Annotated in this window: 21 protein-coding genes; 13 read left to right on the forward strand and 8 right to left on the reverse strand. The window is 65.3% G+C overall.

Going from position 1 to position 23,403, the window contains the following annotated elements:
- Window positions 1-35: 35 nt before the first annotated feature.
- Window positions 36-1,445 (reverse strand): siroheme synthase CysG, encoded by a 1,410-nt coding sequence (cysG, locus tag API01S_RS16675; protein ID WP_061305330.1) that lies wholly within the window; start codon window positions 1,443-1,445, stop codon window positions 36-38.
- 237 nt (window positions 1,446-1,682) lie between these two features.
- Between cysG and API01S_RS16680 the strand changes: the two genes are divergently transcribed.
- From API01S_RS16680 to API01S_RS16695, 4 genes are all read left to right on the forward strand, one after another.
- Window positions 1,683-2,408, forward strand: a complete 726-nt coding sequence (locus tag API01S_RS16680; RefSeq protein WP_061305331.1) for a hypothetical protein — start codon at window positions 1,683-1,685, stop codon at window positions 2,406-2,408.
- A gap of 84 nt (window positions 2,409-2,492) precedes the next feature.
- The gene (locus API01S_RS16685) at window positions 2,493-2,810 is read left to right on the forward strand and encodes a DUF883 family protein (RefSeq protein WP_006221213.1); all 318 of its coding nucleotides are present in this window, start codon (window positions 2,493-2,495) and stop codon (window positions 2,808-2,810) included.
- A 66-nt stretch (window positions 2,811-2,876) separates the two neighbouring features.
- Window positions 2,877-3,290 (forward strand): phage holin family protein, encoded by a 414-nt coding sequence (locus API01S_RS16690; protein WP_039884459.1) that lies wholly within the window; start codon window positions 2,877-2,879, stop codon window positions 3,288-3,290.
- Window positions 3,291-3,293: 3 nt separating this feature from the next.
- On the forward strand, window positions 3,294-3,644 hold the full coding sequence (locus tag API01S_RS16695) for a hypothetical protein (protein ID WP_006221211.1): 351 nt from the start codon (window positions 3,294-3,296) through the stop codon (window positions 3,642-3,644).
- 86 nt (window positions 3,645-3,730) lie between these two features.
- On the opposite strand, the gene API01S_RS16700 is transcribed toward API01S_RS16695, so the two are convergent.
- Window positions 3,731-5,275, reverse strand: a complete 1,545-nt coding sequence (locus tag API01S_RS16700) for a UbiD family decarboxylase (RefSeq protein ID WP_061305333.1) — start codon at window positions 5,273-5,275, stop codon at window positions 3,731-3,733.
- A gap of 83 nt (window positions 5,276-5,358) precedes the next feature.
- Between API01S_RS16700 and API01S_RS16705 the strand changes: the two genes are divergently transcribed.
- Entirely contained in the window at window positions 5,359-6,177 is an 819-nt protein-coding gene (locus tag API01S_RS16705) for a lytic transglycosylase domain-containing protein (protein ID WP_061305335.1), read from the forward strand.
- A gap of 63 nt (window positions 6,178-6,240) precedes the next feature.
- On the opposite strand, the gene API01S_RS16710 is transcribed toward API01S_RS16705, so the two are convergent.
- The gene (locus API01S_RS16710; protein ID WP_050731151.1) at window positions 6,241-7,401 is read right to left on the reverse strand and encodes a pyridoxal phosphate-dependent aminotransferase; all 1,161 of its coding nucleotides are present in this window, start codon (window positions 7,399-7,401) and stop codon (window positions 6,241-6,243) included.
- Window positions 7,402-7,445: 44 nt separating this feature from the next.
- Here API01S_RS16710 and API01S_RS16715 point away from each other — a divergent pair, with 44 nt between their 5' ends.
- From API01S_RS16715 to API01S_RS16730, 4 genes are all read left to right on the forward strand, one after another.
- A complete protein-coding gene (locus API01S_RS16715; RefSeq protein ID WP_061305337.1) occupies window positions 7,446-8,348 on the forward strand; it encodes a hypothetical protein in 903 nt (300 codons plus the stop codon).
- Window positions 8,349-8,480: 132 nt separating this feature from the next.
- Window positions 8,481-10,769 (forward strand): NADP-dependent malic enzyme, encoded by a 2,289-nt coding sequence (locus API01S_RS16720; protein WP_006221206.1) that lies wholly within the window; start codon window positions 8,481-8,483, stop codon window positions 10,767-10,769.
- Window positions 10,750-11,979: a patatin-like phospholipase family protein gene (locus API01S_RS16725; RefSeq protein ID WP_061305341.1), complete on the forward strand. Its 1,230-nt coding sequence runs from the start codon at window positions 10,750-10,752 to the stop codon at window positions 11,977-11,979. Before API01S_RS16720 ends, API01S_RS16725 begins: the two co-directional genes overlap by 20 nt.
- On the forward strand, window positions 11,976-12,443 hold the full coding sequence (locus API01S_RS16730; RefSeq protein WP_006221204.1) for a barstar family protein: 468 nt from the start codon (window positions 11,976-11,978) through the stop codon (window positions 12,441-12,443). The genes API01S_RS16725 and API01S_RS16730 overlap by 4 nt, the downstream gene beginning before the upstream one ends.
- A 62-nt stretch (window positions 12,444-12,505) precedes the next feature.
- Here API01S_RS16730 and API01S_RS16735 read toward each other — a convergent pair whose 3' ends face one another.
- Both API01S_RS16735 and API01S_RS16740 read right to left on the reverse strand, forming a co-directional pair.
- Window positions 12,506-13,237 (reverse strand): 16S rRNA (uracil(1498)-N(3))-methyltransferase, encoded by a 732-nt coding sequence (locus tag API01S_RS16735; protein WP_061305343.1) that lies wholly within the window; start codon window positions 13,235-13,237, stop codon window positions 12,506-12,508.
- Window positions 13,238-13,338: 101 nt separating this feature from the next.
- A complete protein-coding gene (locus API01S_RS16740; RefSeq protein ID WP_231689512.1) occupies window positions 13,339-13,734 on the reverse strand; it encodes a hypothetical protein in 396 nt (131 codons plus the stop codon).
- 226 nt (window positions 13,735-13,960) lie between these two features.
- Here API01S_RS16740 and tkt point away from each other — a divergent pair, with 226 nt between their 5' ends.
- The 3 genes from tkt (at window position 13,961) to API01S_RS16755 (ending at window position 18,312) form a co-directional block, all read left to right on the forward strand.
- Window positions 13,961-15,997 (forward strand): transketolase, encoded by a 2,037-nt coding sequence (gene tkt, locus API01S_RS16745; RefSeq protein WP_050730804.1) that lies wholly within the window; start codon window positions 13,961-13,963, stop codon window positions 15,995-15,997.
- A gap of 14 nt (window positions 15,998-16,011) precedes the next feature.
- Complete coding sequence (gene gap / locus API01S_RS16750) at window positions 16,012-17,022, forward strand: type I glyceraldehyde-3-phosphate dehydrogenase (protein ID WP_006221200.1); 1,011 nt, start codon at window positions 16,012-16,014, stop codon at window positions 17,020-17,022.
- 93 nt (window positions 17,023-17,115) lie between these two features.
- Window positions 17,116-18,312, forward strand: coding sequence for a phosphoglycerate kinase (locus tag API01S_RS16755; RefSeq protein ID WP_006221199.1), 1,197 nt, complete (start codon window positions 17,116-17,118; stop codon window positions 18,310-18,312).
- A gap of 109 nt (window positions 18,313-18,421) precedes the next feature.
- Here API01S_RS16755 and API01S_RS16760 read toward each other — a convergent pair whose 3' ends face one another.
- Entirely contained in the window at window positions 18,422-19,405 is a 984-nt protein-coding gene (locus tag API01S_RS16760) for a Bug family tripartite tricarboxylate transporter substrate binding protein (RefSeq protein ID WP_061305345.1), read from the reverse strand.
- Window positions 19,406-19,713: 308 nt separating this feature from the next.
- Here API01S_RS16760 and API01S_RS16765 point away from each other — a divergent pair, with 308 nt between their 5' ends.
- The gene (locus tag API01S_RS16765) at window positions 19,714-21,402 is read left to right on the forward strand and encodes a SulP family inorganic anion transporter (protein ID WP_006221197.1); all 1,689 of its coding nucleotides are present in this window, start codon (window positions 19,714-19,716) and stop codon (window positions 21,400-21,402) included.
- Window positions 21,403-21,406: 4 nt separating this feature from the next.
- Here API01S_RS16765 and fabI read toward each other — a convergent pair whose 3' ends face one another.
- Complete coding sequence (gene fabI, locus API01S_RS16770) at window positions 21,407-22,195, reverse strand: enoyl-ACP reductase FabI (protein WP_061305347.1); 789 nt, start codon at window positions 22,193-22,195, stop codon at window positions 21,407-21,409.
- Window positions 22,192-23,376 (reverse strand): acetate/propionate family kinase, encoded by a 1,185-nt coding sequence (locus API01S_RS16775; RefSeq protein ID WP_061305349.1) that lies wholly within the window; start codon window positions 23,374-23,376, stop codon window positions 22,192-22,194. Before API01S_RS16775 ends, fabI begins: the two co-directional genes overlap by 4 nt.
- Between the last annotated feature and the right edge of the window lie 27 nt (window positions 23,377-23,403).

Here is a 23,403-nt window from a genome sequence, read left to right on the forward strand (position 1 = left end):
GGCCTCAAGCCTGCCGGCGGTCGCGCGCAACAGGGTCAGGCGGGGATGGCCGACCCATCGATATGTTGTCCAAACCATTGCAGCCGGCTCGCCAGGCCGGCGACTTCGCCGACGATCAGCAGGGCAGGCGAGCGGATCTCATGTTCGGCCGCCAGTCTGGGCAGCGCGTCCAGCGTGCCCGACAGCACCCTCTGTTCCGGCCGGCTGCCATTTTCGATCAGCGCGAACGGCGTTTCGGCCGCGCGCCCGTGAGCCAGCAGGCGCCGGGTCAATAGCTCCAGTTGACCCACGCCCATATAGAAAGCCAGCGTCTGCTTTTCGCGGGCCAGCGCAGGCCAATCCAGGTTGTCTTCGTCTTCGCGGCAGTGGGCTGTGATCAGCCGCACCGATTGGGCGTGTTCGCGGTGCGTCAACGGAATGCCGGCATAGGCCGCACAGGCCAGCGCCGCCGTGATGCCCGGCACCACCTCGAAGCGCACGCCGTGCGCGCGCAGATATTCCAGTTCTTCGCCACCCCGGCCAAAGATGAAGGCGTCGCCGCCCTTGAGGCGCACGACGCGTTTGCCCGCCTGCGCATGTTCTACCAGCAAGGCGTGGATGCGGGCCTGGGTGGCGTGATGGTTTTCGCCGGGCAGCTTGCCCACGCCAACGCGGTCGGCGTCGCGGCGAGCCAACGACATGACCTCGTCGCTGACCAGGCGGTCGTAGAGAATCACATCGGCTTCGTTCAAGGCGCGCAGCGCTTTCAAGGTCAGCAGGCCGGGGTCGCCGGGCCCCGCACCGACCAGCACGACGCTGCCCTCGGCGGGCGTCAGCGGCGCGTCCAGCGCCTGGGTCAGCGCCGCTTCGGCCTGAGCGGGCTGTTGCTGCCGAAGCAGGCCCGCCACGGGGCCGTCCAGCAGCCAGTCGTAGAAACGGCGGCGCGCGCCCAGGTCGGGATGGCTGGCGCGGATGCGCTTGCGGTAGGTTGCCGCCAGCGCGGCCAGTTGGCCCAGCGTGTGATCGAACAGCGATTCGATGCGCTCGCGCACGCGGCGCGCCAGCACGGGCGCGACGCCCGAAGAGGAAATCGCCACGATGACGGGCGAGCGGTCGACGATGGACGGCACCTGGAACGAGGACAGTTCCGGGTCGTCCACCACATTCGTGAAGATGCGCCGCGCGCCGGCGGCCTCGGACACGGCGGCATTGGCGGCGCGCTCATCGGTGGCCGCGACCACCAGCCAGACGTCATCCAGCCAGGCGGCGTCGAAGCGTCCGGCCAGATAAACAATGCGGCCCTGGGCCGCAAGCTCGGTCAGCGCCGGGGTCAGCTCCGGCGCGCCTACCACCACGTGGGCAGAGGCTTCCAACAGCGCCAGCGTCTTGCGTTCGGCGACCGCGCCGCCACCCACCACCAGCACCCGCCGATTCTTCAGATCGGCAAAAATCGGGAAAAGCTTCATCTTGTGCCCGCCTCGGGCGTACCCGGGAAAATATCCCCCGATCATAGGGACCGGCTTACATCCCCACAACTTTTGATTTCTTGAATTCTTATATCCAGAACTTATTTACTGAGGTGTGGGCCTGCCGGGCGCTGCGCCGACACTAGTGGACATATGTCGGGCACGGCAACGGGTGTAGTATCAAATCCAGCCGCCGCCAGGCAGGCGGCATGTCTCGAATTCTGGAGTGTAGTGACGATGCAAAAAATCGCATCCTTGGTGTTGTGCGCGGGCGCGTTGGGCGCGGCCGCGTCGGTGCAGGCGGGCGTATGCGATGCCCAGTTCATGCATGACGGCGGCTCGGTGCAGTTGACCGGGTCGGGCAACCTGTCGCTGGGCGCGGATCTGACCTTCACCGAGGTTACAAAAAGCAATGGCGACAACTGCCGCGCGCGCGTTCAAGGCGTTGCCACGTTCGGCTATGCCGGTTTGCCACCGGGCAAGTCCAAGCTGGATTACCTGATGACGGTCAAGGGTGGCCAAGCCACCTTCCTGCGCTACGCGTCGGCCGGTGAAGCGCCCCAGCCTTCCGAAGGCCAGTTCGACCTGCGCATGCTGGGGCTGTTCGCCTACGACGGCAAATTGAACGCGGGCCAGAAGCTGCCCGGCTCGTCTTTCCGCCTGAAGATCGGCAAGGAAGCGCCGGTGGGCGGCCAGCCCAGCACCACGGTGCGCATCGGCGAGAAAAGCGTGGGCCAGAAGACGTCGTTGAACACGGCGCTGGGCAACCAGTCTTGCCATCCGGTCAAGTACACGCGCAACTCGGACCCGACCATGGCCACATTCCAGGGCCTGACTATTCCGATCCCCGGCATGAACACGACGGTCACTGATTGGTATTGCCCCGCCGTCAATCTGGTGATGAAGCAAGACATAGATCAAGCAGGCGTTAAATCGGCGGTTGAAATTACGCAGATCAAGTAGCACACGGTATCAAGCACGTCTTGTTGCGGACAAGGCGGCTGGTATGATGTTTTCGTCATAGACACACAACAGGAGCTCAAAAAAATGGCCACGAGAAAATCCGAAGAAGTCGCAAAAGAAAAACTGATCGACAGTGTCAAGACCAGCCTGAATGACGCCGAAAACCTGCTGCGCGAAGCAGCTGGCACCACGGGCGAAAAGGCCAACGAATTGCGTGACCGCGCCATGACCTCGCTCAAGCGCACGCGCGAAGCTCTCTACGAAGCACAAGACGCCGTGCTCGAGCGTGGCCGCAAAGCCGCTCGCGCCACCGACGACTACGTGCACGACAATCCCTGGCAAGCCATCGGCATCGCAGGCGTGACCGGCCTGCTGCTCGGCTTGCTGATCAGCCGCCGCTGATTGGCTTGAACGCTCGGGCGGGCAATGTCGGCATGCCGGCGCTGCCCGCCCGACGTTCCTGACAACATGGGTCTACGAAAATCTGTTTTCGGAGTCGCGTCCAGCCTGGTCGGGCTGTTGCGCACGCGCCTGGAACTTCTGGCGCTGGAAGCCGCCGACGAAAAGGCGCGCCTGCTTAAGTTGCTGGGCATGGCATTCGCGGCGTTGCTGTTCCTGACGCTGGCGGTGCTGGTGTTCACGGTGACGGTGGCGGTGCTGTTCTGGCCCACCGAAGACCGCTACATGGCCTTGGGCCTGCTGGCGGGGTTCTACGGAATCGTCGGCATCGGCTTGCTGCTGGCCGTGCGCCAAGCCTTGGTCTATGGCGCGCCGCCGTTCGCGGCCACCCTTGAAGAGTTGAGCCGCGATGCGGAACTGCTCGAACGGGTACGCGATGCGCAGGACGACGAACCCCCGGCGCGTCGACGCGAGGAGATCTGAACCATGTCGAAAAGATCTCCCACCGTTGATCGCGCCGTGCGCATCGAACTGCTGCGCGCTCGCGCGGCCATCGAACGCGAATCCCTGGTGCATGACATCGTGACGACCGGCCATCGGCTGGAACCCGCCTCGATCATCCGCGGCCTTCTGCCTCGGCTGGCCTCTGGCGGCGCGTCGCGCTGGGCCTTGCAAGCCATCACCTTGGCGCGCCGTTACCCCATCGTCAGCTCGTCCCTGTCGACGCTGCTGATGCGTGGCGGCAAGCGGTTCAAGCTGCTCAAGATCGCGGGCGGCGCGCTGGTCGGCTGGCAATTGTTCAAGATGTGGCAAAGCTCGCGCGAAGACGAGGAATAACTTCTTCACCTTTGCGCATAAAAAACCCCGCCTGTTGCCATGGCGGGGTTTTTTTTGGGTAAACGCTGCCCTTGCGAGCCTGGCCGCTACAAGCCCAGCTGGCCCCAGATATCGTCCACGCGCTTCTTGACGTCGGCGTCCATGGTGATGGGCGTGCCCCATTCGCGCTGCGTTTCGCCGGGCCATTTGTTGGTGGCGTCCAGCCCCATCTTGCCGCCCAGCCCCGACACGGGCGAGGCAAAGTCCAGGTAATCGATGGGCGTGTTCTCGACCAGCAGCGTATCCCGCACGGGGTCCATGCGCGTCGTCATCGCCCACACCACTTCCTTCCAGTCGCGGGGGTTGATGTCTTCGTCCACCACGACGATGAACTTGGTGTACATGAACTGGCGCAGAATGCTCCACAGCCCGAACATGACGCGCTTGGCGTGTCCGGCGTACTGCTTGCGGATCGACACCACCGCCAGCCGATAGCTGCACCCTTCGGGCGGCAGATAGAAGTCGACGATTTCCGGCAACTGCCGACGCAGCAGCGGCACGAACACTTCATTGAGCGCCACGCCCAGCACGGCCGGTTCGTCCGGCGGTTTGCCGGTGTAGGTCGAGTGGTAGATGGGGTTGCGGCGCATCGTGATGCGCTCGACCGTGAAGACCGGAAACCAGTCCTGCTCGTTGTAGTAGCCGGTGTGGTCGCCATACGGTCCTTCCAGCGCCATTTCGTAGTCGCTGTTGGGGGGCGGATTGACGCCGTCCGGCACCACGGGCTTGATGGCGCGCGGCTCGGAAGCCGGCAGCAGATGGCCTTCCAGCACGATTTCGGCCCAGGCCGGCACCGACAGGTTGCTGCCCAGCGCCTGGGCCACTTCGGTGCGCGAGCCGCGCAGCAGGCCGGCGAACTGGTATTCGGACAGGCTGTCTGGCACCGGAGTGACAGCGCCCAGCGTGGTAGCCGGGTCGGCGCCCAGCGCCACGGCAATCGGGAAAGGCGTGCCGGGATTGGCCAGCGCGTGATCGCGGAAATCCAGCGCGCCGCCCCGGTGAGACAGCCAGCGCATGATGAGCTTGTTCGGGCCCAGCAGCTGCTGGCGGTAGATGCCCAGGTTCTGACGCTTGGCGTTGGGGCCGCGAGTGATCACCAGGCCCCAGGTCAGCAACGGCGCGACGTCGCCGGGCCAGCAGGTCTGGATGGGCAGGCGGGTCAGGTCCACGTCCTTGCCTTCCCAGACGATTTCCTGGCAGGCCGGGCTCTTGACGTTCTTGGGGCTCATGTCCCACAGCGCCGCCTTAAGCATCGACACCTTGGCCAGCGCATCGCGCAGTCCCTTTGGGGCTTCGGGCTCGCGCAGCGAGGCCAGAAGTTCGCCGATATCGCGCAGCGCGCTGACGTTGTCCGCGCCCATGCCGCGCGCCACGCGCGACGGGGTGCCGAACAGATTCGTCAATACCGGCATCTGCGCCGGCTGGCCATCGTGCAGGGCCTTTTCGAACAGCAGGGCCGGCCCTTCGGCGCGCAGCACGCGGTCGGAAATCTCAGTCATTTCCAGCCGGGTGGACACCGGCGCGGCAATGCGTTTGAGGTCGCCCATGCGTTCAAGTTGGGCGAGGAAGTCTCTAAGGTCGCGGTATTTCACTACAGATCCCAGCGATTTGGTTACATTTGAGGTCGAAAGAGAGGTTAACATTGACTCCCTCTTTTTCCACGCAGGAGGTTTTCATGCCCGATGCGTCAGTGGCCAGCCTGTTCAGGAATATGGCCCAAGGAGTGCACGAATATCTTGCCGAGTCCTTGCGTATCTGTTCAGTCTATCTGGGCATCGCAGTGATTGTGACGGTAAGCATGGGATTTGCCTTGCCAGGTTTGCGCGACCAGGCATTGCAAGTGCACAAAGCCTTGTTGACCGCCCTAGCGCCTTCATCCATGCAAACCGGCGTCGATACCGACACCGGCTCCGAACTGGGTTCCGACACTGTGTCGGCAATTGCCATGGCCGTACCAACTGCTCCCGCCAGCAATGCCACCGGCATGCTGGGGCCGGCGCGCGTCGCGCCACCCGCGCCCAAAAAGCCTGCTTCGGCGGCTTCCGGCCCGCAGGCGGAAGCGTTGCGCAACTATATCTCGCGCAAATACAAGGTGGCGTATGACGCCACCGGTCCGCTGTTGAACACCGTCTACAAGGTCAGCCGCGACAAGCAGCTGGACCCCTTGCTGGTGTTGGCGGTCATCGCCATCGAGTCGCGCTACAACCCCCTGGCCGAAAGCCACGTGGGCGCGCAAGGCTTGATGCAGGTGATGACCAGCGTGCACCAGGACAAGTTCGACGCCGTGGGCAAGACCGCCCTGGACCCCGCCGCCAATATCGGCGTGGGCGCGACGATCCTGCGCGATTGCATCAACCGCCGCGGTTCCGTCGATGCCGGACTGGCCTGTTACGTGGGTTCCACGGGGCCGGACGACAACGGCTACGGCGCCAAGGTGCAGGCCGAACGCCGGCGCCTGGCGCTGGCCTCTGGCATCGCCCTGGCGCGGGACTGACCTCGTTTCAGCCAGCTGCACGTTAAAGCGCGCTCCCTCGGGAGCGCGCTTTTTCTTTGGCGATCAGCGCTGGAGCAGCTTGCCGATGCGGGCGACCGCCTCTTCCAGGCGGTCCAGGCCGGTGGCGTAGGAAAAGCGCATGGTGTGCCGGCCGTGGGCGGGGCCGAAGTCCAGCCCGGGCACGGCGGCGACGGAGGCTTGCAGCAGCAGTTGTTGCGAGAAGGTGGCGCTGTCCATGCCCAGGTTGCTGATATCGGCATAGATATAGAACGCGCCATCCGGCTTGACCGGCACATCGATGCCCAGGCGCTCGAATTCGGGCAGCAGGTAGTCGCGGCGCTGCTTGAACGCTTCGCGCCGGTGCTCGAAGGTTTTCATCGCCTGTTCGGTAAAGCAGGCCAGCGCGGCGTGCTGGGCCAGCGTGGGCGCGCAGATCGCCAGGCTGGCGGCGATTTTCTCGACCGGCGCCACCATGTCTTCCGGCACGATCATCCAGCCCAGACGCCAGCCGGTCATGTGGAAGTACTTCGAGAAGCTGTTGATGACGATGATGTCATCGTCCAGCGTCAACGCGGATCGCGGCGGGTTTTCGTACGACAATCCCAGGTAGATTTCGTCGACGATGGCAAAGCCGTCGCGCGCTTTGACCTGCGCCAGCAGTTGCGCCAATTCGGCATGGGCGATGGACGTGCCGGTGGGGTTGCTGGGCGAGGCCACCAACACGCCTTGGGTAGCCGGCGTCCAGTGCCGGGCCACGTCGTCAGCCGACAACTGGAAGCGCTTGGCGGCCGAGCTGGGAATCAGGCGCGGCACGCCGCCCGCCGCCAGCACGAAGTTGCTGTTGGCCGGGTACGACGGGTCCGGCATCAGGACTTCGCCGCCGTGGTTGACCAGCGCCGCGCACGCCAGGGTCAGCGCGCCCGAGGCGCCCGCCGTGACAATCACGCGCGCCGGGTTGATCTTGGCGCCGAACTTGTCGTGGTAGAACTGCGCAATGGCCTCGCGCAGCGGCATCAGCCCGGCGGGCGGCCCGTAGCCGCTCAGGCCGGCGCGCGCCGCGCGTTCCAGCGCTTCCACCACCTGGGGCGGCGCGGTAAAGTCCGGTTCGCCGATGCCCAGGCTGATAATGTCGTGGCCCGCCGCCTGCAGCGCCTGCGCCTGCTTGAAGAGTTCCACTACCTGGAATGTCAGAAAGTCTTGGGTGCGGGCGGCAAGGCGGGGCATTGGATTCTCGAATAGCGTCTTTGAAGCAAAAAAGGATTGTAGTCATGCAGCCATCCCGGCGCGCTTTCCTGCTTGGCAGGCGGCCCGCGCAAACGCCATGGGCCGCGTTCATGCAGCGCCTGAAGCTGCTGTGCCAGGGTCAGGTCATCGATCTGGGCGAAGGCGGCCCGGGCGGCGCGCAGGCCATTCTGACACCGACCCGGGACGGCGACGTCACCCATGCCCGCGCGCTATGCGCCGAATACCGCGTCGTGATGGCGCTGGAGGGGGCGACCGGCCCTTACGCGCCGGCCACTTCGCCCCGGCTGCGCATCGATCCCTCGCGGCTTGCCGGCCTGGCCCGGCTGGCTGGCGAGACGCCGCGCTGGCGCGCCCAGCCGGGCGTGCCGATGGCCGCGCTGGCACAAGCCGGGCTGCGCCAGTTCCAGGGCCTGCCCGACGCAATGACCCTGGCCGAATGGCTGGCGTCGCCGGCCCCCTGGCCAGCGGGCGGCACGGCTGCTTCGGGCGTGCTTGCGGTGGACGTGATGCTGGCCGACGGCGTCGAGGAAACGCTGGGGCCTTTTGGCGAGGCCGATGTGCAGCCCTTGCGGTCGGCGACCGTGCAGGCCCTGGTGCCCGCGCTGTTCCAACTGGCTTCCGGGGGTGACGCTTTCGCCACCAACGACGGCTACCACTGGCTGGGCCGCTATCGGCTGGATGCGCTGAAGCCGCAAGCGCCCGCCACCGTCAATCTGGCTCATCTGCTGTTGGGCCACGGCGGCACGTTGGCGTGGGTGCAGAGCGTCACGCTGACAGACGCGCCTGCCTGGACCGATCCCCGGCCCCCGGGCGAGGCGCGTCCCGCCGAAGCGCCCGGGCTGGCGACGCACCGGCTGGACGCGCGCGTCAAGACATTGTTCGACCCCGCTGGTCGTTTTCCCTCATTCCTGCCCAATGAAGCCTGAATGCAATTCAGCTTGTTGTAAGATTTCGCCGCTTGCCCTGTGCAGGGATGCGGTTGCGCAAACGTATCGCCGTGCGCCCGCCATGGGAATAGAATTCCTCCCTCTGTTTCACTTCTAGCCAGTAGCCGCCCTATGGATGCCAACCTTCGCAAAGCCGCCCTTGAATATCATGAGCACGGCCGCCCCGGCAAAATCTCGGTCACGCCGACCAAGCAACTGACCAACCAGCGCGATCTGGCGCTGGCGTACTCCCCGGGCGTTGCGGCGGCCTGTGAAGAGATCGTGGCGGATCCGTCCAACGTGTTTCGCTACACGGCGCGCGGCAATCTGGTCGGTGTCATCACCAACGGCACGGCCGTGCTGGGCCTGGGCAATATCGGCGCGCTGGCCTCCAAGCCGGTGATGGAAGGCAAGGCGGTCTTGTTCAAGAAGTTCGCCGGCCTGGACGTGTTCGATATCGAGATCAACGAAACCGACCCGGACAAGCTGGTCGAGATCATTGCCGGCCTGGAAGCCACTTTCGGCGGCATCAATCTGGAAGACATCAAGGCCCCGGAATGCTTCACCGTCGAGCGCAAGCTGCGCGAGCGCATGAAGATTCCGGTTTTCCACGATGACCAGCATGGCACCGCCATCACCGTGTCGGCCGCGTTCATCAACGGCCTGAAGGTCGTGGGCAAGGACATCAAGACCGTCAAGGTCGTGACCTCGGGCGCGGGCGCCGCGGCGCTGGCCTGCCTGGATCTGATGGTGGACCTGGGCCTGCCGCTGGAAAACATCTGGGTCACCGACATCGAAGGCGTGGTCTACGAAGGCCGCACGGTGCTGATGGATCCGGACAAGGCGCGTTTTGCGCAGAAGACGGACGCGCGCAAGCTGGCCGAAGTGATCCAGGACGCCGACGTGTTCCTGGGCCTGTCGGCCGGTGGCGTGCTCAAGCCCGAGATGGTCGCGGCAATGGGCACGCGTCCGCTGATCCTGGCGCTGGCCAACCCCACGCCGGAAATCCTGCCGGAAGTGGCGCATGGCGTGCGCGATGACGTGGTGATGGCCACGGGTCGTTCCGACTACCCGAACCAGGTCAACAACGTCCTGTGCTTTCCGTACATCTTCCGTGGCGCGCTGGACGTGGGCGCCACCACCATCACGCGCGAAATGGAAAAGGCGGCGGTGTACGCCATTGCCCAGCTTGCGCAGGAAGAACAGAACGAAGTCGTGGCCGCGGCTTACGGCACGTTCGATATCTCGTTCGGTCCTGAATACCTGATTCCCAAGCCCTTCGATCCGCGCCTGATCGTGCGTATTGCGCCGGCCGTGGCCAAGGCCGCGATGGAAGGTGGCGTGGCCACGCGTCCGCTGGCGGACCTGGAAGCCTACGAAGAACAGTTGCAGCAGTTCGTGTACCACTCGGGCGCGTTCATGAAGCCGTTGTTCTCGGCTGCCAAGCGCATCGTGCGCGAGGGCGGTCCCGCCCGCATCGTGTTCGCTGAAGGCGAAGACGAACGCGTGCTGCGAGCGGTGCAGGTGGTGGTCGACGAAGGCCTGGCCCGTCCCATCCTGGTGGGCCGCCCGTCCGTGCTGCTGACCCGCATCGAAAAGCTGGGCCTGCGCCTGCGCCTCGGTGAAGACGTCGAAGTGACCAACCCGGAATACGACGAACGCTTCCATCAGTACTGGACGACCTACTGGGAGCGTATGTGCCGTCGCGGCATCACCAAGGAAATGGCGCGCGTGGAAATGCGCCGCCGCATGACGCTCATCGGCGCGATGATGGTGCACCTGGGCGATGCCGATGGCATGGTCTGCGGTTCGGTTGGCGCGTATCACGACCACCTGCGTTTCGTGGATGAAGTCATCGGCCGCCGCCCGGGCCACAACGTGTACGCCGCCATGAACATCCTGCTGCTCAACGAGCGCACGGTGGTGCTGGTGGATACGCACGTCAACGACGAGCCGACGGCGGAACAGATCGCCGAATTCACCATCGCGGCTGCCAACGAAATGCGCCGTATGTACCTGGCGCCCAAGGTGGCGCTGCTGTCGCGCTCGAATTTCGGGTCGGGAAGTTCGGCCTCGGGCGCCAAGATGCGCCGCGCATTGGAAATTGTGCGCGAGAAGGTGCCGGAACTTGAAATCGATGGCGAAATGCACGGCGACTGCGCGCTGGACGAAGCGCTGCGCATGCGCATCCTGCCGTCCTCGACGTTGAAGGGCGAAGCCAATCTGCTGGTGTGCCCGAACGTGGATTCCGGCAACATCGCCTACAACCTGCTCAAGACGGCGGCGGGCGGCAACGTAGCGGTCGGCCCGTTCCTGCTGGGCTGCAACGCGCCGGTGCACATCCTGACTTCCAGCTCGACCGTGCGCCGCATTGTGAACATGACCGCGATGACTGTGGTCGATGTCAACACGCCACGTTGAAGTCAGTCCCCCCGGTCCGGCGTGCCCACGCGCGCCGACCGGTCTGGTCCTGACAGGCGGTGGTGCGCGCGCCGCCTATCAGGTGGGCGTCCTGAGCGCGATCATGGACCTGCTGGACCCTGACTGGCATTCGCGCTTCCAGAATCCCTTCGACATCATCTGCGGCACTTCGGCAGGCGCGATCAACGCCGCCGCGCTGGCCTGCCGCGCCGACCGGCCTCACCTGGGCGTGCGCCGCATTCGACGGCTGTGGTCCTCGCTCAATACCGACATGATCTACCGCGCCGACGCGCCCGGGCTGATACGCACGGGTGTGCGCTGGCTGGGGTTGTTGGCGCTGGGATGGATGTATTCGGGCCTGACGCGCAAACGGCCGCAGTCGCTGCTGGACAACAGCCCCATGGAGGCGCTGCTGGGCCGCGTACTGAACTTCAATCATCTGCGCACCAATCTTGAACGCGGGTCGCTGTCGGCGCTGGCGATCACGGCCTCCGGCTACACCAGCGGCGAACACCTGACCTTCTACCAGGCGCACGCGCCCATCGAGCCGTGGCACCGCTATCTGCGGCTGGCCATCCCCACGCCTATCAGCATCGACCACCTGATGGCTTCGTCGTCCATCCCCTTCGTGTTCCCCGCGCGCCAGGTGCAGGTGCATGGCAAAGGGGAGTGGTGCGGGGACGGCTCCATGCGCCAATTGGCGCCCATCAGCCCGGCGATACACCTGGGCGCGCATCGCGTGCTGGTGATCGGGACGGGATTTCGGGATGACACCCACCCCGAAAATCGCGCGGATTCGCCGCCTTATCCTTCGCTGGCCCAAGTGGGCGGACATGCGCTGTCCAGCATATTCCTGGATGGCCTGTCAGTGGACGTGGAACGCCTGGAACGCATCAACACGCTGATGGAGCATGCGCCGCAGGATGGCGCGCAGGGCAACGTGCGCCGCATCCAGGTGCTGACCCTGACGCCCAGCCAGTCGCTGGACACGATGGCGCTGGAGCACTTGCAGGACATGCCCCCGCAAGCGCGTGCCCTTTTCCGCGTACTCGGTGTATCGTCCGATCCAGGCCGTCCTGGGGGCGGTGCGCTGATGTCGTATCTGCTGTTCGAATCCAGCTACACCAAGCGATTGATTGAACTGGGTTATGCCGATACGATGCAGCGTAACGACGAAGTGATCGCCTTTTTCAAGGAGGCTCAGGCATGACGCGCAATGGCCAATCTACGTTGCAGAAGCAGCTTCTGCGCGGGGGAGCGCTGCCTCATGAGGGGCTGGACAAGAAGGCCGTCGTGGACGCCTCGCACGAATTGGGCTTGTCCTTGTTCGTCGCCAACTGTGACCCCGCGCGCAGCCGTTCCGCGGTGCTACGCGCCATCGTCAAGGCAGTGGATTTTCCCGAATACTTCGGCGGCAATCTCGATGCGCTGTACGACTGCCTGTGCGACACCGTGCTGGATCACAAGACCGGCGTGGTGCTGTGGCTGTACCGGCTGCATTCCGGCGACCCGGTGCTGGAAGAAGACGCCGCCCGTATTGAAACCGTATGTTCGGACGCCGCCGACTTCGCCCGCGAGAACGGCCGCATTTTCTCGTTCGTGATCGAACATGCCGGCAAGCATCCCGACCCCGAACCCGGCATTGCCGCCGCGCCTTATGGCGAGAACGATTGATCGCAGGCTTGGGTGTATGGTTCTGAGGCCGAACCGCCTGATTGCCTGATCGCCCGACCGAACTACCAGGCCAGCAGTGCGCTGACCGCCGACACCAGCGCCAGGCCCGCCGTTTCCGTGCGCAGCACGCGCGGGCCGAAACGCACCGCCTGCACGCCCGCCTGGCGCGCCAGTTCCAATTCCTTGTCCGACCAGCCGCCTTCGGGACCCACCAACAACGTCAGCGCTGTCAGGCCGGGAGCGGCGCGCAGCTTGCCCGCCAGATCTTCACCGGCTTCCGGGTGGCAAAGCAGGCGCAGGCCCTCGGCGGGTTCGGCCAGCCAGTCGGCGAGGCTGCGGGGCGTATCCACTGCCATCAGGCGATTGCGGCCGCATTGCTCGGCGGCGGACTGCGCAATGCGCTGCCAGTGCGCCACGCGCTTGTCCAATCGTGGGCCGGACAATTGCAGCACGCTGCGTTGCGCGGCGATCGGGCTGACGCGTGACGCGCCCAGCTCTACTGCCTTTTCCACGACCCAGTCCATCTTGTCGCCGGAAGGCAGGCCCTGGACGAGCGTGATGCGTCCGGCCAGTTCGGCTTCACGGGCGGAAAAATCGCCCAACTGGGCATAGCCGGCCTTGCCATCGACGTCCAGCACGGCCGGGTATTCGCCGCCCTGGCCGTTGAACAGCACGACGGATTCGCCCGCTTTCAGCCGCAGCACGCGCAGCGCGTGATGCGCCAATGCGTCAGGCAAGGCGATGCGGGTGCCGGCGGAAAGAGGGATGTCGCAAAAGAAGCGGGGGGCGGACATGGGCGGAGCGAAAAGGAAGATGGGTAGGGGAGGCGGGTTGAAGAAGGCTGGCCGACGCAGCGGCGCCCGAGGCAGCGCCGCCTGATGCAGCGCCGCCCGAATCAGCGGAGCGCGTAGCCTACCATCCTGGTCGCCCATTCAATGAAGGTGGGCGCGTTGGAAGCCAGGTTCAGGCCAAGCAGCGTCAGAAAGCCCACGGTCATTTTCTTGTCCAGCCGCTGGAACTGCGTGCGCAGATCAGCCAGGCTTTCATGCGTGGCGTAGCGCTTGAGTTCTTCGCGATGGGGACGCTGGGCGAGCTGGTCTTGCAGCTCTCGTTGCAGGGCCTGCCGGGAAGCATCGATCTGCGCGTAGATCTTGGCGACGAGCTCGGCTTCGCCCTGGATCTGCGCGCGCTCAAGGGTTTGCGCGGCCAGCAGCGCGCGATCTTCGCCAATGGCATCGCGCAGGGCCATGAAGCCGGCAATCGGAAGGGTGACATTTAGCATAAGAGGCATGCTAGGCGAATCCTCGAACAATGGCAGCCCCCTATGCTGAATCTAGGACCCGTTTACTGCAATTGTGGGAACTACGCTGACAATCGCCCCCGAAACGCTTGTTTACATCGGGCTTAAGGCCGATGGCCTGAGGGAAATCCCCTGATGCTAAAATCGTCTGCTTCGCAACCCACTCAACTGGCCCCTATATCCTGCATGGGCGCGCCAGCTTCAAAGAGCCTTCCGAATGAGCAATCCGACCGCCCCTAAACTTGCCTTGGCGGATGCCATCCGCGCCCTCGCGATGGATGCCGTGCAACAAGCGAACTCCGGGCACCCGGGTGCTCCCATGGGCATGGCGGAAATCGCCCAAGCCTTGTGGACGGGCAACCTGCGCCACAACCCCAAAGATCCCGCCTGGGCCAACCGCGACCGCTTCGTGCTGTCCAACGGCCACGGCTCGATGCTGATCTACGCATTGCTGCATCTGACGGGCTATGACCTGTCGATCGACGAACTCAAGAATTTCCGCCAACTGCATTCCAAGACGCCGGGCCACCCCGAAGTGGGCATCACCCCGGGCGTGGAAACGACCACCGGCCCGCTGGGTCAGGGTCTGGGCAACGCCGTCGGCATGGCGCTGGCCGAAGCCTTGCTGGCTGCCGAATTCAACAAGCCGGGCCACACCCTCGTCGACCATCACACCTACGCCTTCACGGGCGACGGCTGCCTGATGGAAGGCATCTCGCACGAAGTGTGCTCGCTGGCTGGCACGCTCAAGCTGTCCAAGCTGGTCGTGCTGTATGACGACAACGGCATCTCCATCGACGGTCACGTCGAACACTGGTTCGCCGACGACACCGCCAAGCGCTTCGAAGGCTACGGCTGGAACGTGATCCGTGGCGTTGACGGCCATGACGTCGCCGCCGTGGACGCCGCCATCAAGGCCGCGCGTTCGCAATCGGAAAAGCCCACGCTGATCATCTGCCGCACCGTGATCGGCAAGGGTTCGCCCAACATGGCCGGCACGCACAACGTGCACGGCGCTCCGCTGGGCAAGGACGAAATCGCCGCCACGCGCGCCGCGCTGGGCTGGTCGTCCGAACCGTTCCAGATCCCGCAAGACGTGTACGACGGCTGGGATGGCCGCAAGTCGGGCGCGGCAGCCCAGGCCGAATGGCAATCCGCCTTCAACGCCTACGCCGCCGAATTCCCCGCCGAAGCCGCTGAATTCACGCGCCGCATGAAGGGCGAAATGCCCGAGGGCTATGCCGACCAGTTCAAGGCCTTCCTGGCCTCGACCCTGGAAAAGGCTGAAACCGTGGCCACCCGCAAGGCGTCGCAATTCGCGATCGCCGCCTTGGCCCCGCTGCTGCCTGAAATGCTGGGCGGCTCGGCCGACCTGACCGGTTCCAACTTCACCGACTGGAAGGGCGTAGCCGCCGTTCGCAGCGGCGACAAGGGCATCCAGTTCGGCCGCCACATCAACTACGGCGTGCGCGAATTCGGCATGGCCGCCATCATGAACGGCATTGCCCTGCATGGCGGTTACCTGCCGTTTGGCGGCACGTTCCTGACCTTCTCCGACTACTCGCGCAACGCCATCCGCATGGCCGCGCTGATGAAGCAGCGCGTGGTGCACGTGTTCACGCACGACTCCATCGGCCTGGGCGAAGACGGCCCGACCCACCAGTCCATCGAACATGCCGCCAGCCTGCGCCTGATTCCGAACCTGTCCTTGTGGCGTCCGTGCGATACGGTGGAAACCGCTGTCGCCTGGAATGCCGCCGTGACGCGCCCCACCAGCATCGGCATGGACGTGCATGACGGCGGCCCGACCGCGCTGCTGCTGTCGCGCCAGAACCTGCCGTTCGTGCCGCGCGACGCCGCGACCGTCGACGCCGTGGCCCGTGGCGGCTACGTGCTGCGCGATGCCGAGGGCGCCCGCGCCGTCATCATCGCCACCGGCTCGGAAGTGGCCATCGCGCTGGACGCGCAGGCCCAACTGGCCAAGGAAGGCATCGCCGTGCGCGTGGTCTCCATGCCCAGCACCGACGTGTTCGACAAGCAAGACGCTGCCTGGAAGCAATCCGTGCTGCCCAAGGGCTTGCCGCGCGTGGCCGTCGAGGCCGGCGTGACCGCCTTCTGGCACAAGTACGTGGGCCTGGAGGGCGCCGTGGTCGGCATCGACCGCTACGGCGAATCCGCCCCGGCCGGCGCATTGTTCAAGTTCTTCGGGCTGACCGCCGACAAGGTGGCCGAGACCGTCAAACAGGTTTTGTAAAAAAGGAGCTTAGTATGACTATTCGCGTCGCCATCAATGGTTACGGCCGCATCGGCCGCAACATCCTGCGTGCCCACTACGAAGGTGGCAAGAAGCACGATATCGAAATCGTCGCCATCAACGACCTGGGCGATCCCAAGACCAACGCGCACCTGACGCGCTACGACACCGCCCACGGCAAGTTCCCGGGCACCGTCGAAGTCGACGGCGACTTCATGGTCGTCAACGGCGACAAGATCCGCGTGCTGGCCAACCGCAACCCGGCTGAACTGCCCTGGGGCGAGCTCAAGGTCGACGTGGTCCTGGAATGCACGGGCTTTTTCACGACCAAGGAAAAGGCCGGCGCGCACATCAAGGGCGGCGCCAAGAAAGTCATCATCTCGGCCCCGGGCGGCAAGGATGTGGACGCCACCATCGTGTTCGGCGTGAACCACGGCGTGCTCAAGTCGACCGACACCGTCATCTCGAACGCTTCGTGCACCACCAACTGCCTGGCCCCGCTGGTCAAGCCGCTGAACGACAAGCTGGGCCTGGAAAACGGCCTGATGACGACCGTTCACGCCTACACCAATGACCAGGTCCTGACCGACGTCTACCACGAAGACCTGCGCCGCGCGCGTTCGGCCACGATGAGCATGATCCCCACGAAGACCGGCGCTGCCGCCGCCGTGGGCCTGGTCCTGCCGGAACTGAACGGCAAGCTGGACGGCTACGCCATCCGCGTCCCGACCATCAACGTGTCGCTGGTCGACTTGTCGTTCGTGGCCAGCCGCGACACGACCGCCGAAGAAGTGAACAGCATCCTGAAGGCCGCGTCGGAAGGCGAGCTCAAGGGCATCCTGGACTACAACACCGAGCCCCTGGTTTCGGTGGACTACAACCACAACCCGGCCTCCAGCACCGTTGACGCGTCGCTGACCAAGGTGTCGGGCCGTCTGGTCAAGGTCTCGTCCTGGTACGACAACGAGTGGGGCTTCTCGAACCGCATGCTCGACACCACCGTCGCGCTGATGTCGGCCAAGTAAGCAACACGGTCAGTCCAGAGGGGACGGATTTATTTTCCGCCGATGCGGAAAATGGGTTCGTCCCCTTTGTTCGCCCATCGAAGGAATTCATCTATGTCCAAGGTCAATACCCTGTCCGCGCTGGCCAAGGCCGGCGCCCTATCCGGCAAGCGCGTGTTCATTCGTGCCGACTTGAACGTGCCGTTCGATGACGCCGGCCGCATTTCCGAAGACACCCGCATCCGCGCCTCGGTGCCCGGCATCCGCCTGGCGCTGGACGCCGGCGCGGCCGTCATGGTCACGTCCCACCTGGGCCGCCCGAAAGAGGGCGTGCTGACCGAGGCCGACTCGTTGGCCAAGGTTGGCCAGCGCCTGTCCGAATTGCTGGGCATGCCCGTGCAATTGGTGCGCGACTGGGTCGATGGCGTCCAGGTCGATCACGGCCAGGTCGTGCTGCTGGAAAACTGCCGCGTGAACGTCGGCGAAAAGAAGGACGACGAAGCGCTGGCCAAGAAGATGGCCGCGTTGTGCGACGTCTATGTCAACGACGCGTTCGGCACCGCCCACCGCGCCGAAGCCACCACGCACGGCATCGCGCGTTTCGCGCCCGTGGCCTGCGCCGGCCCCCTGCTGGAAGCCGAGCTGGACGCCCTGGGCCGTGCGCTGCACGAACCCAAGCGCCCGCTGGTCGCCATCGTGGGCGGCTCCAAGGTCTCGACCAAGCTGTCCATCCTGCAATCGCTGGCCGATAAGGTCGACCAGCTGGTGGTGGGCGGCGGCATCGCCAACACCTTCATGCTGGCCGCCGGCCTGTCCATCGGCAAGTCGCTGGCCGAGCCCGACCAGGTGGACCAGGCGCGCGCCGTGATCGACATCATGAAGCAGCGCGGCGCGGCCGTGCCGATCCCGGTTGACGTGGTCTGCGCGAAGTCGTTCGGCGCGGATGCCGAAGCCACCGTCAAGGCCGCTTCCGATGTGGCCGACGACGACATGATCCTGGACATCGGCCCGCAGACGGCGGCGCAGCTGGCTGAGATCCTGAAGAAGGCGGGCACCATCGTCTGGAACGGTCCGGTGGGCGTGTTCGAATTCGATCAATTCGCCAACGGCACCGAAGTGGTGGCGCGCGCCATCGCCGAATCGGACGGCTTCTCGATCGCGGGCGGCGGCGACACGCTGGCGGCCATCGCCAAGTACGGCATCGGCGAACAGGTCGGCTACATCTCGACGGGTGGCGGCGCGTTCCTGGAATTCCTGGAAGGCAAGACGCTGCCGGCCGTGGCCGTGCTGGAAGCACGCGCGGCCAAGTAAACGAACAGGAGGGCGTGTGCGTCCTCCTTGCCATGGCGGCCGTACGCGCCATGCGCCATGCAAAAAGCGCCCTGGTCGGGCGCTTTTTTTTGGCAACCGTCGGCCGCGCTTATTCCATCTTGGCGCCCGAGATCTTCACGATCTCGGCGTAGCGTGCGATTTCGGATTGAATGAAGGCGGCAAATTGCTCCGGCGTCTGCCCAGCGGGCACCAGCGCACCCATGCTCTCCATGCGCTTTTTCACGTCGGCTTCGGCCACCACGGCGTTGACTTCCTTGTTCAGGCGCTGCACGACGTCGGGCGGGGTGCCGGCCGGGGCGACGATGCCGTACCAGGCCGATGCATACATCTTGGGCACGCCCGCTTCTTCGAACGTGGGCACGTTGGGCAGCGCCGGCAAGCGCTGGTGCGAAGCCACGGCCAGCGCGCGCAGCGCGCCCGCCTGAACCTGCGCCAGCGAGCCCGTGTCCAGCATCATGTCGACCTGTCCGGCCAACAGGTCCGACACGGCGGGGCCGCTGCCCTTGTACGGGATGTGCAGAACATCCGCGCCGGTCAGGTGCTTGAACATCGCACCGGCCAGATGTTGCGACGAGCCGACGCCGCCCGAACCATAGTTCAGCTTGCCGGGCTCGGCCTTGGCGGCCGCGACCAGGTCCGCCACCGACTTGAAGGGTGACTGCTTGGGCACTTCCAGGATGTTCGGAATCTCGGCCACGAAGGCGACAGGCGCGAAGTCCTTCGTCGCATCGAAACCCAGGCGCGAATACAGGTGCGGGTTGGCGGCGTTGGTGGAACTGGTGGCCATCAGCAGCGTGTAGCCGTCGGCCTTTTCGCGCACGAACGACGCGGTGCCGATATTGCCGCCCGCGCCAGCCTTGTTGTCCACGATCACCGTCTGACCCAGCCGATCCGTCAGGCGCTGCGCCAACAGGCGGGCCAGCGAATCGGTCGCGCCACCGGGCGGCCATGGCACGACCAGCTTGATCGGGCGCTCGGGGTAGGTCTGCGCGTATGCGGCGGGGGCGATGCCGATGGCGAGTGCGGACAGGACGAGGGCGCGACTGGCGCGCCGCAGGAAGGCGTAGGACATGGAGTCTCCTGAAATGCCGGCCTTGTGAATCCGCGTCGTCGGGCGAGGCGGAGGGCCGTGTCGATGTGCAAGGGCGCGGCGTAAGGCCGCTTTCTTATGCGGGGCACTCTACGCAATTCCGCATTTCGATAAAAGAGATAAAAATGCAACGATCATCATTCCCTGAAGGAATGAAATGTGCATCGACTTTGATCTTGAACGGTTCCGCACGCCGCGCCTTGGTGTAGGCTGAACGCTACATGCGTTCCTGCATATGTTCCCCATGTGTCCGGTTACGCAACTTCTACGATCAGGTCGATTGCAGCATCATGAACCTTCGCTTTTTCCCCGGCCTGAACAACTTCCGAGGCATTACCCGGGAGTCGGCGCAGCGCGACGTCCTGGCCGGCCTGAGCGTGGCCGCCGTCGGCTTGCCGGTCGGCCTGGCCTACGCCGCGATGATGGGCGTGCCGCCCGTCGCCGGCCTGTGGGCCGCGATTGCCGGTATGCTGGGCTACGCCGTCTTCGGATCTTCTCGCACGCTCATCGTGGGGCCGGACACGGCTACCTGCACGCTGATCGCCGCCACCTTGACCGGCATGGCGCTGACCTCGCCCGAGGACCGGCTGGTGGCCGCCACCGGCATTGCGCTGACCGTAGGGGTGGGATGCCTGATCGCCCGCCTGCTGCGGTTGGGGGTGTTGGCCAACCTGCTGTCGCGCCCCGTCCTCATCGGCTACATGGCGGGCGTGGCGGTGACGCTGGCGCTGTCCCAACTGAGCGGCCTGACGGGCGTGGGATTGCGCAACGCCGGCCTCGTGCATCCGTTCCTGGAACTGTCGCGCCGCATCCAGGAAATTCAGATTCCAACGCTTTGCCTGGGTCTGGCCTCGTGCCTGCTGCTGGTGGGCGTCAAGCGGTGGCGGCCGGCATGGCCCGGTCCCATCCTGCTGGTCGTGGGCGGATGCCTGCTGTCGTGGATCTTCGATTTTCCCAGCCTGGGCATTGCGGTGGTGGGCGAGGTGCCGGCCGGCTTGCCGGGCATCAGCCTGCCCGTGCGCCTGGAAGGCGTGGACAGCATGTTGCTGGGCGCGGCGGGCGTGCTGGTGGTCAGCTTTTCCAGCGGCATCGTCACCGCGCGCAGCTTTGCGGCGCGCACGGGCGAACATGTGGACCCCAATCGGGAACTGGTCGGCTTCGGCGCGGCCAACGTGGCGGCGGGGTTGTTCCAGGGCTTTGTGGTGACGGGCGCGGATTCGCGCACGGCCGTGGGCCTGGTGTCGGGGGGCTCGTCGCCCCTGGTCAGCGTCACCGCGGCGCTGGCCTTGGCGATCGTGGTGGGCCTGTTGAGCGCGCCGCTGTATTGGTTGCCGCAGGCGGTGCTGTCGGCCATCTTGCTGCTGGCCGCCGTGAACCTGTTCGACCTCAAGGCCTTCTTGCGGCTGGCGCGCATTTCCCGCATTGAATTGGCGTTCGGCATCCTGGCTGCCGTGGGCGTGGTGGGCTTTGGCGTGTTGCAGGGCGTGGCGGTGTCGGTGGGCGCAACCCTGCTGTACGCGATGTACGTGTCGGGCAACCCGCGCGACGCGCTGCTGGGCCGACTGCCCGGCGAGACGGTGCTGGGCAAGCTGCACTTGAATCCCGACGCGCAACCGGTGCCGGGGATGGTGATCTGGCTGTTCGAATCGTCGGTGTGGTTCTTCAACGCCGACACCTTCCGCCGGCGCGCGCGCGAAGTCATGAATAACGCGGGCGACGTGCAGTGGTTTTTGCTGGACGCCGAAGCCATGACGCAGGCCGATGCCGACGCTGTGGAAGCGCTGTATGAGTTGAAGCGCGAATTGGACGCCCGCAACATCACGTTGCTGGTCGCGGGCGGCCATGGGCAGTTCCGCATGGCGCTGGAGCGCTCGGGGCTGGTCAAGAAGATCGGCCAGGACAAGATCTTCGGCAGCCCCGAGCAGGCGGTGGTCGCGGTGGAGCGCTGGCGCCAGGGTGCGCCGGAGACGCTGGGCTGAACGGCTAATCGATGATGTGATAGCCGCCGTCGATGTACAGCGTCTGCCCGGTCATGAGCCGCGCGGCGTCGGTCGCCAGCCACGCGGTGGCTTCGCCCACATCGTCGATCGACACGAGGCTGCGCGCCGGCGCCTTGGATTGGGCGCGGTCCAGCAGAGCGTCGAATTCCGCAATGCCCGAAGCGGCGCGCGTTTTCAAGGGCCCCGGCGAAATGGCATGCACGCGGATGCCTTGCGGGCCCAGCTCGGCGGCCAGATAGCGCGTGGCCGATTCCAGCGCAGCCTTGACCGGCCCCATCATGTTGTAGTGCTCGACCACCATCTGCGAGCCGTAGTAGCTCATGCAGAAAAGCGCGCCGCCGCGCGCCATGAGCGGTTCGGCCAGCTTGGCCATGCGGATGAATGACCAGCACGAAACATCCATCGCTTGCAGGAAACCATCGCGTGAACAGTCGGTGACGCGGCCATGCAGGTCGGCGCGTGGCGCGAAGGCGATGGAGTGCAGCACGAAGTCCAGCTGCCCCCATTCCGCCGTGATGCGGTCGAACACGGCTTCCAGTTCGCCTTCGTTCAGCAGGTTCAGTGGCATCAGCATGGCCGCGTCCACCTGATGCGCAAGCGGCTTCACATGGGCCAGCGCCTTGTCGTTCAGGTAGGTCACCGCCAGTTCGGCGCCCATGGCGCGAAACGCCTTGGCGCAACCCCACGCGATGGAATCAGCATTGGCGATGCCGGTGACCAGGCCGCGCTTGCCGGCCAGCGGCAAGGCCGCATTGAAGGTGGGCCCGTTCATCGTTGACGCACCAGGGCAAGCGTGTGCTGCGCGATGATCAGCTCTTCGTTCGTGCGCACCACATACACGCCGATGCGGCTGTCCTCGGTGGAGATACGCGGGCCTTGATGGGCGTTGCGTTCGGGGTCCAGCTTGATGCCCAGCCAGCCCCAATGGTCGACGATCATCTGGCGGATCTGCGGTGAGTTCTCACCCACGCCGGCCGTGAACACAATGGCGTCGATGCCATTCATCGCGCAGCCCATGCCGATCATGCCCTCGGCGACGCGCCACGCGAAATACTTCAGCGCCAGCTTGGCCGAGGGCGCATCGCTGGCCAGCAGTTCGCGCATGTCGTTGCTGATGCCGGACAGGCCCTTCATGCCGCAGTCGTGATAGAGCAGGTGTTCGATCTGGTCGTGGTCCATGCCGCGTTCCATCATCCACAACACCACGCCTGCGTCCAGCCGGCCGGGCCGCGTGCCCATCGGCAAACCTTCCAGCGCGGTGAAGCCCATGGTGCTGTCCACGCTCTTGCCTTCGTGCATGGCGCAGGCCGACACGCCTGAACCCAGGTGCGCGGCGATGATCTTTCCCATCGCCAGATCGGGCAGCGCCTGCTTTAAGCGCTGCGCGATGTATTCATAGGACAGGCCGTGAAAGCCATAGCGGCGCACCCCTTCCTGATACAGCGATTCGGGCAAGGCGTAGCGGTCGGCGACGTCGGAATGGCTGCGATGAAACGCCGTGTCGAAGCACGCCACTTGCGGTATCCAGGGGCGACGATCGCGGATGACGCGGATGGGCGCCAGGTTGTTGGGCTGGTGCAGCGGCGCCAGCGGCGTGAACGTGTCCAGCCGGGCGAGTACGTCGTCGTCGATCAGCACGGGTTCGGACAGGTCCGGCCCGCCATGCACGACGCGGTGGCCCACCGCCAGTGGCGCACCGCCCAGATGGCCGCTGAGCCAGGTGCCCACCACTTCTTGCGCGTTGGGGACGTCGGGCGCGTGGCTGGGGGCGATGTCGCGTTCCAGCAGCGTCTGCCCGGCCGCATCGCGCACGCGCAGCCGGGGGTGCGAAGTGCCGATGCCTTCCAGCTGGCCACCCAGTCGCGGCGCCAGCTCTTGCTTGTCGTCGATGTCGTAAAGGTAGAACTTGATGCTGGAACTGCCGGCATTGATGACGAGGATGGTGTCGCTCATGGCTCAGATTCCGGACGCGCGGTGGAT

The organism is Achromobacter piechaudii NBRC 102461, from assembly GCF_001571245.1.
Taxonomy (GTDB): domain Bacteria; phylum Pseudomonadota; class Gammaproteobacteria; order Burkholderiales; family Burkholderiaceae_B; genus Achromobacter; species Achromobacter piechaudii.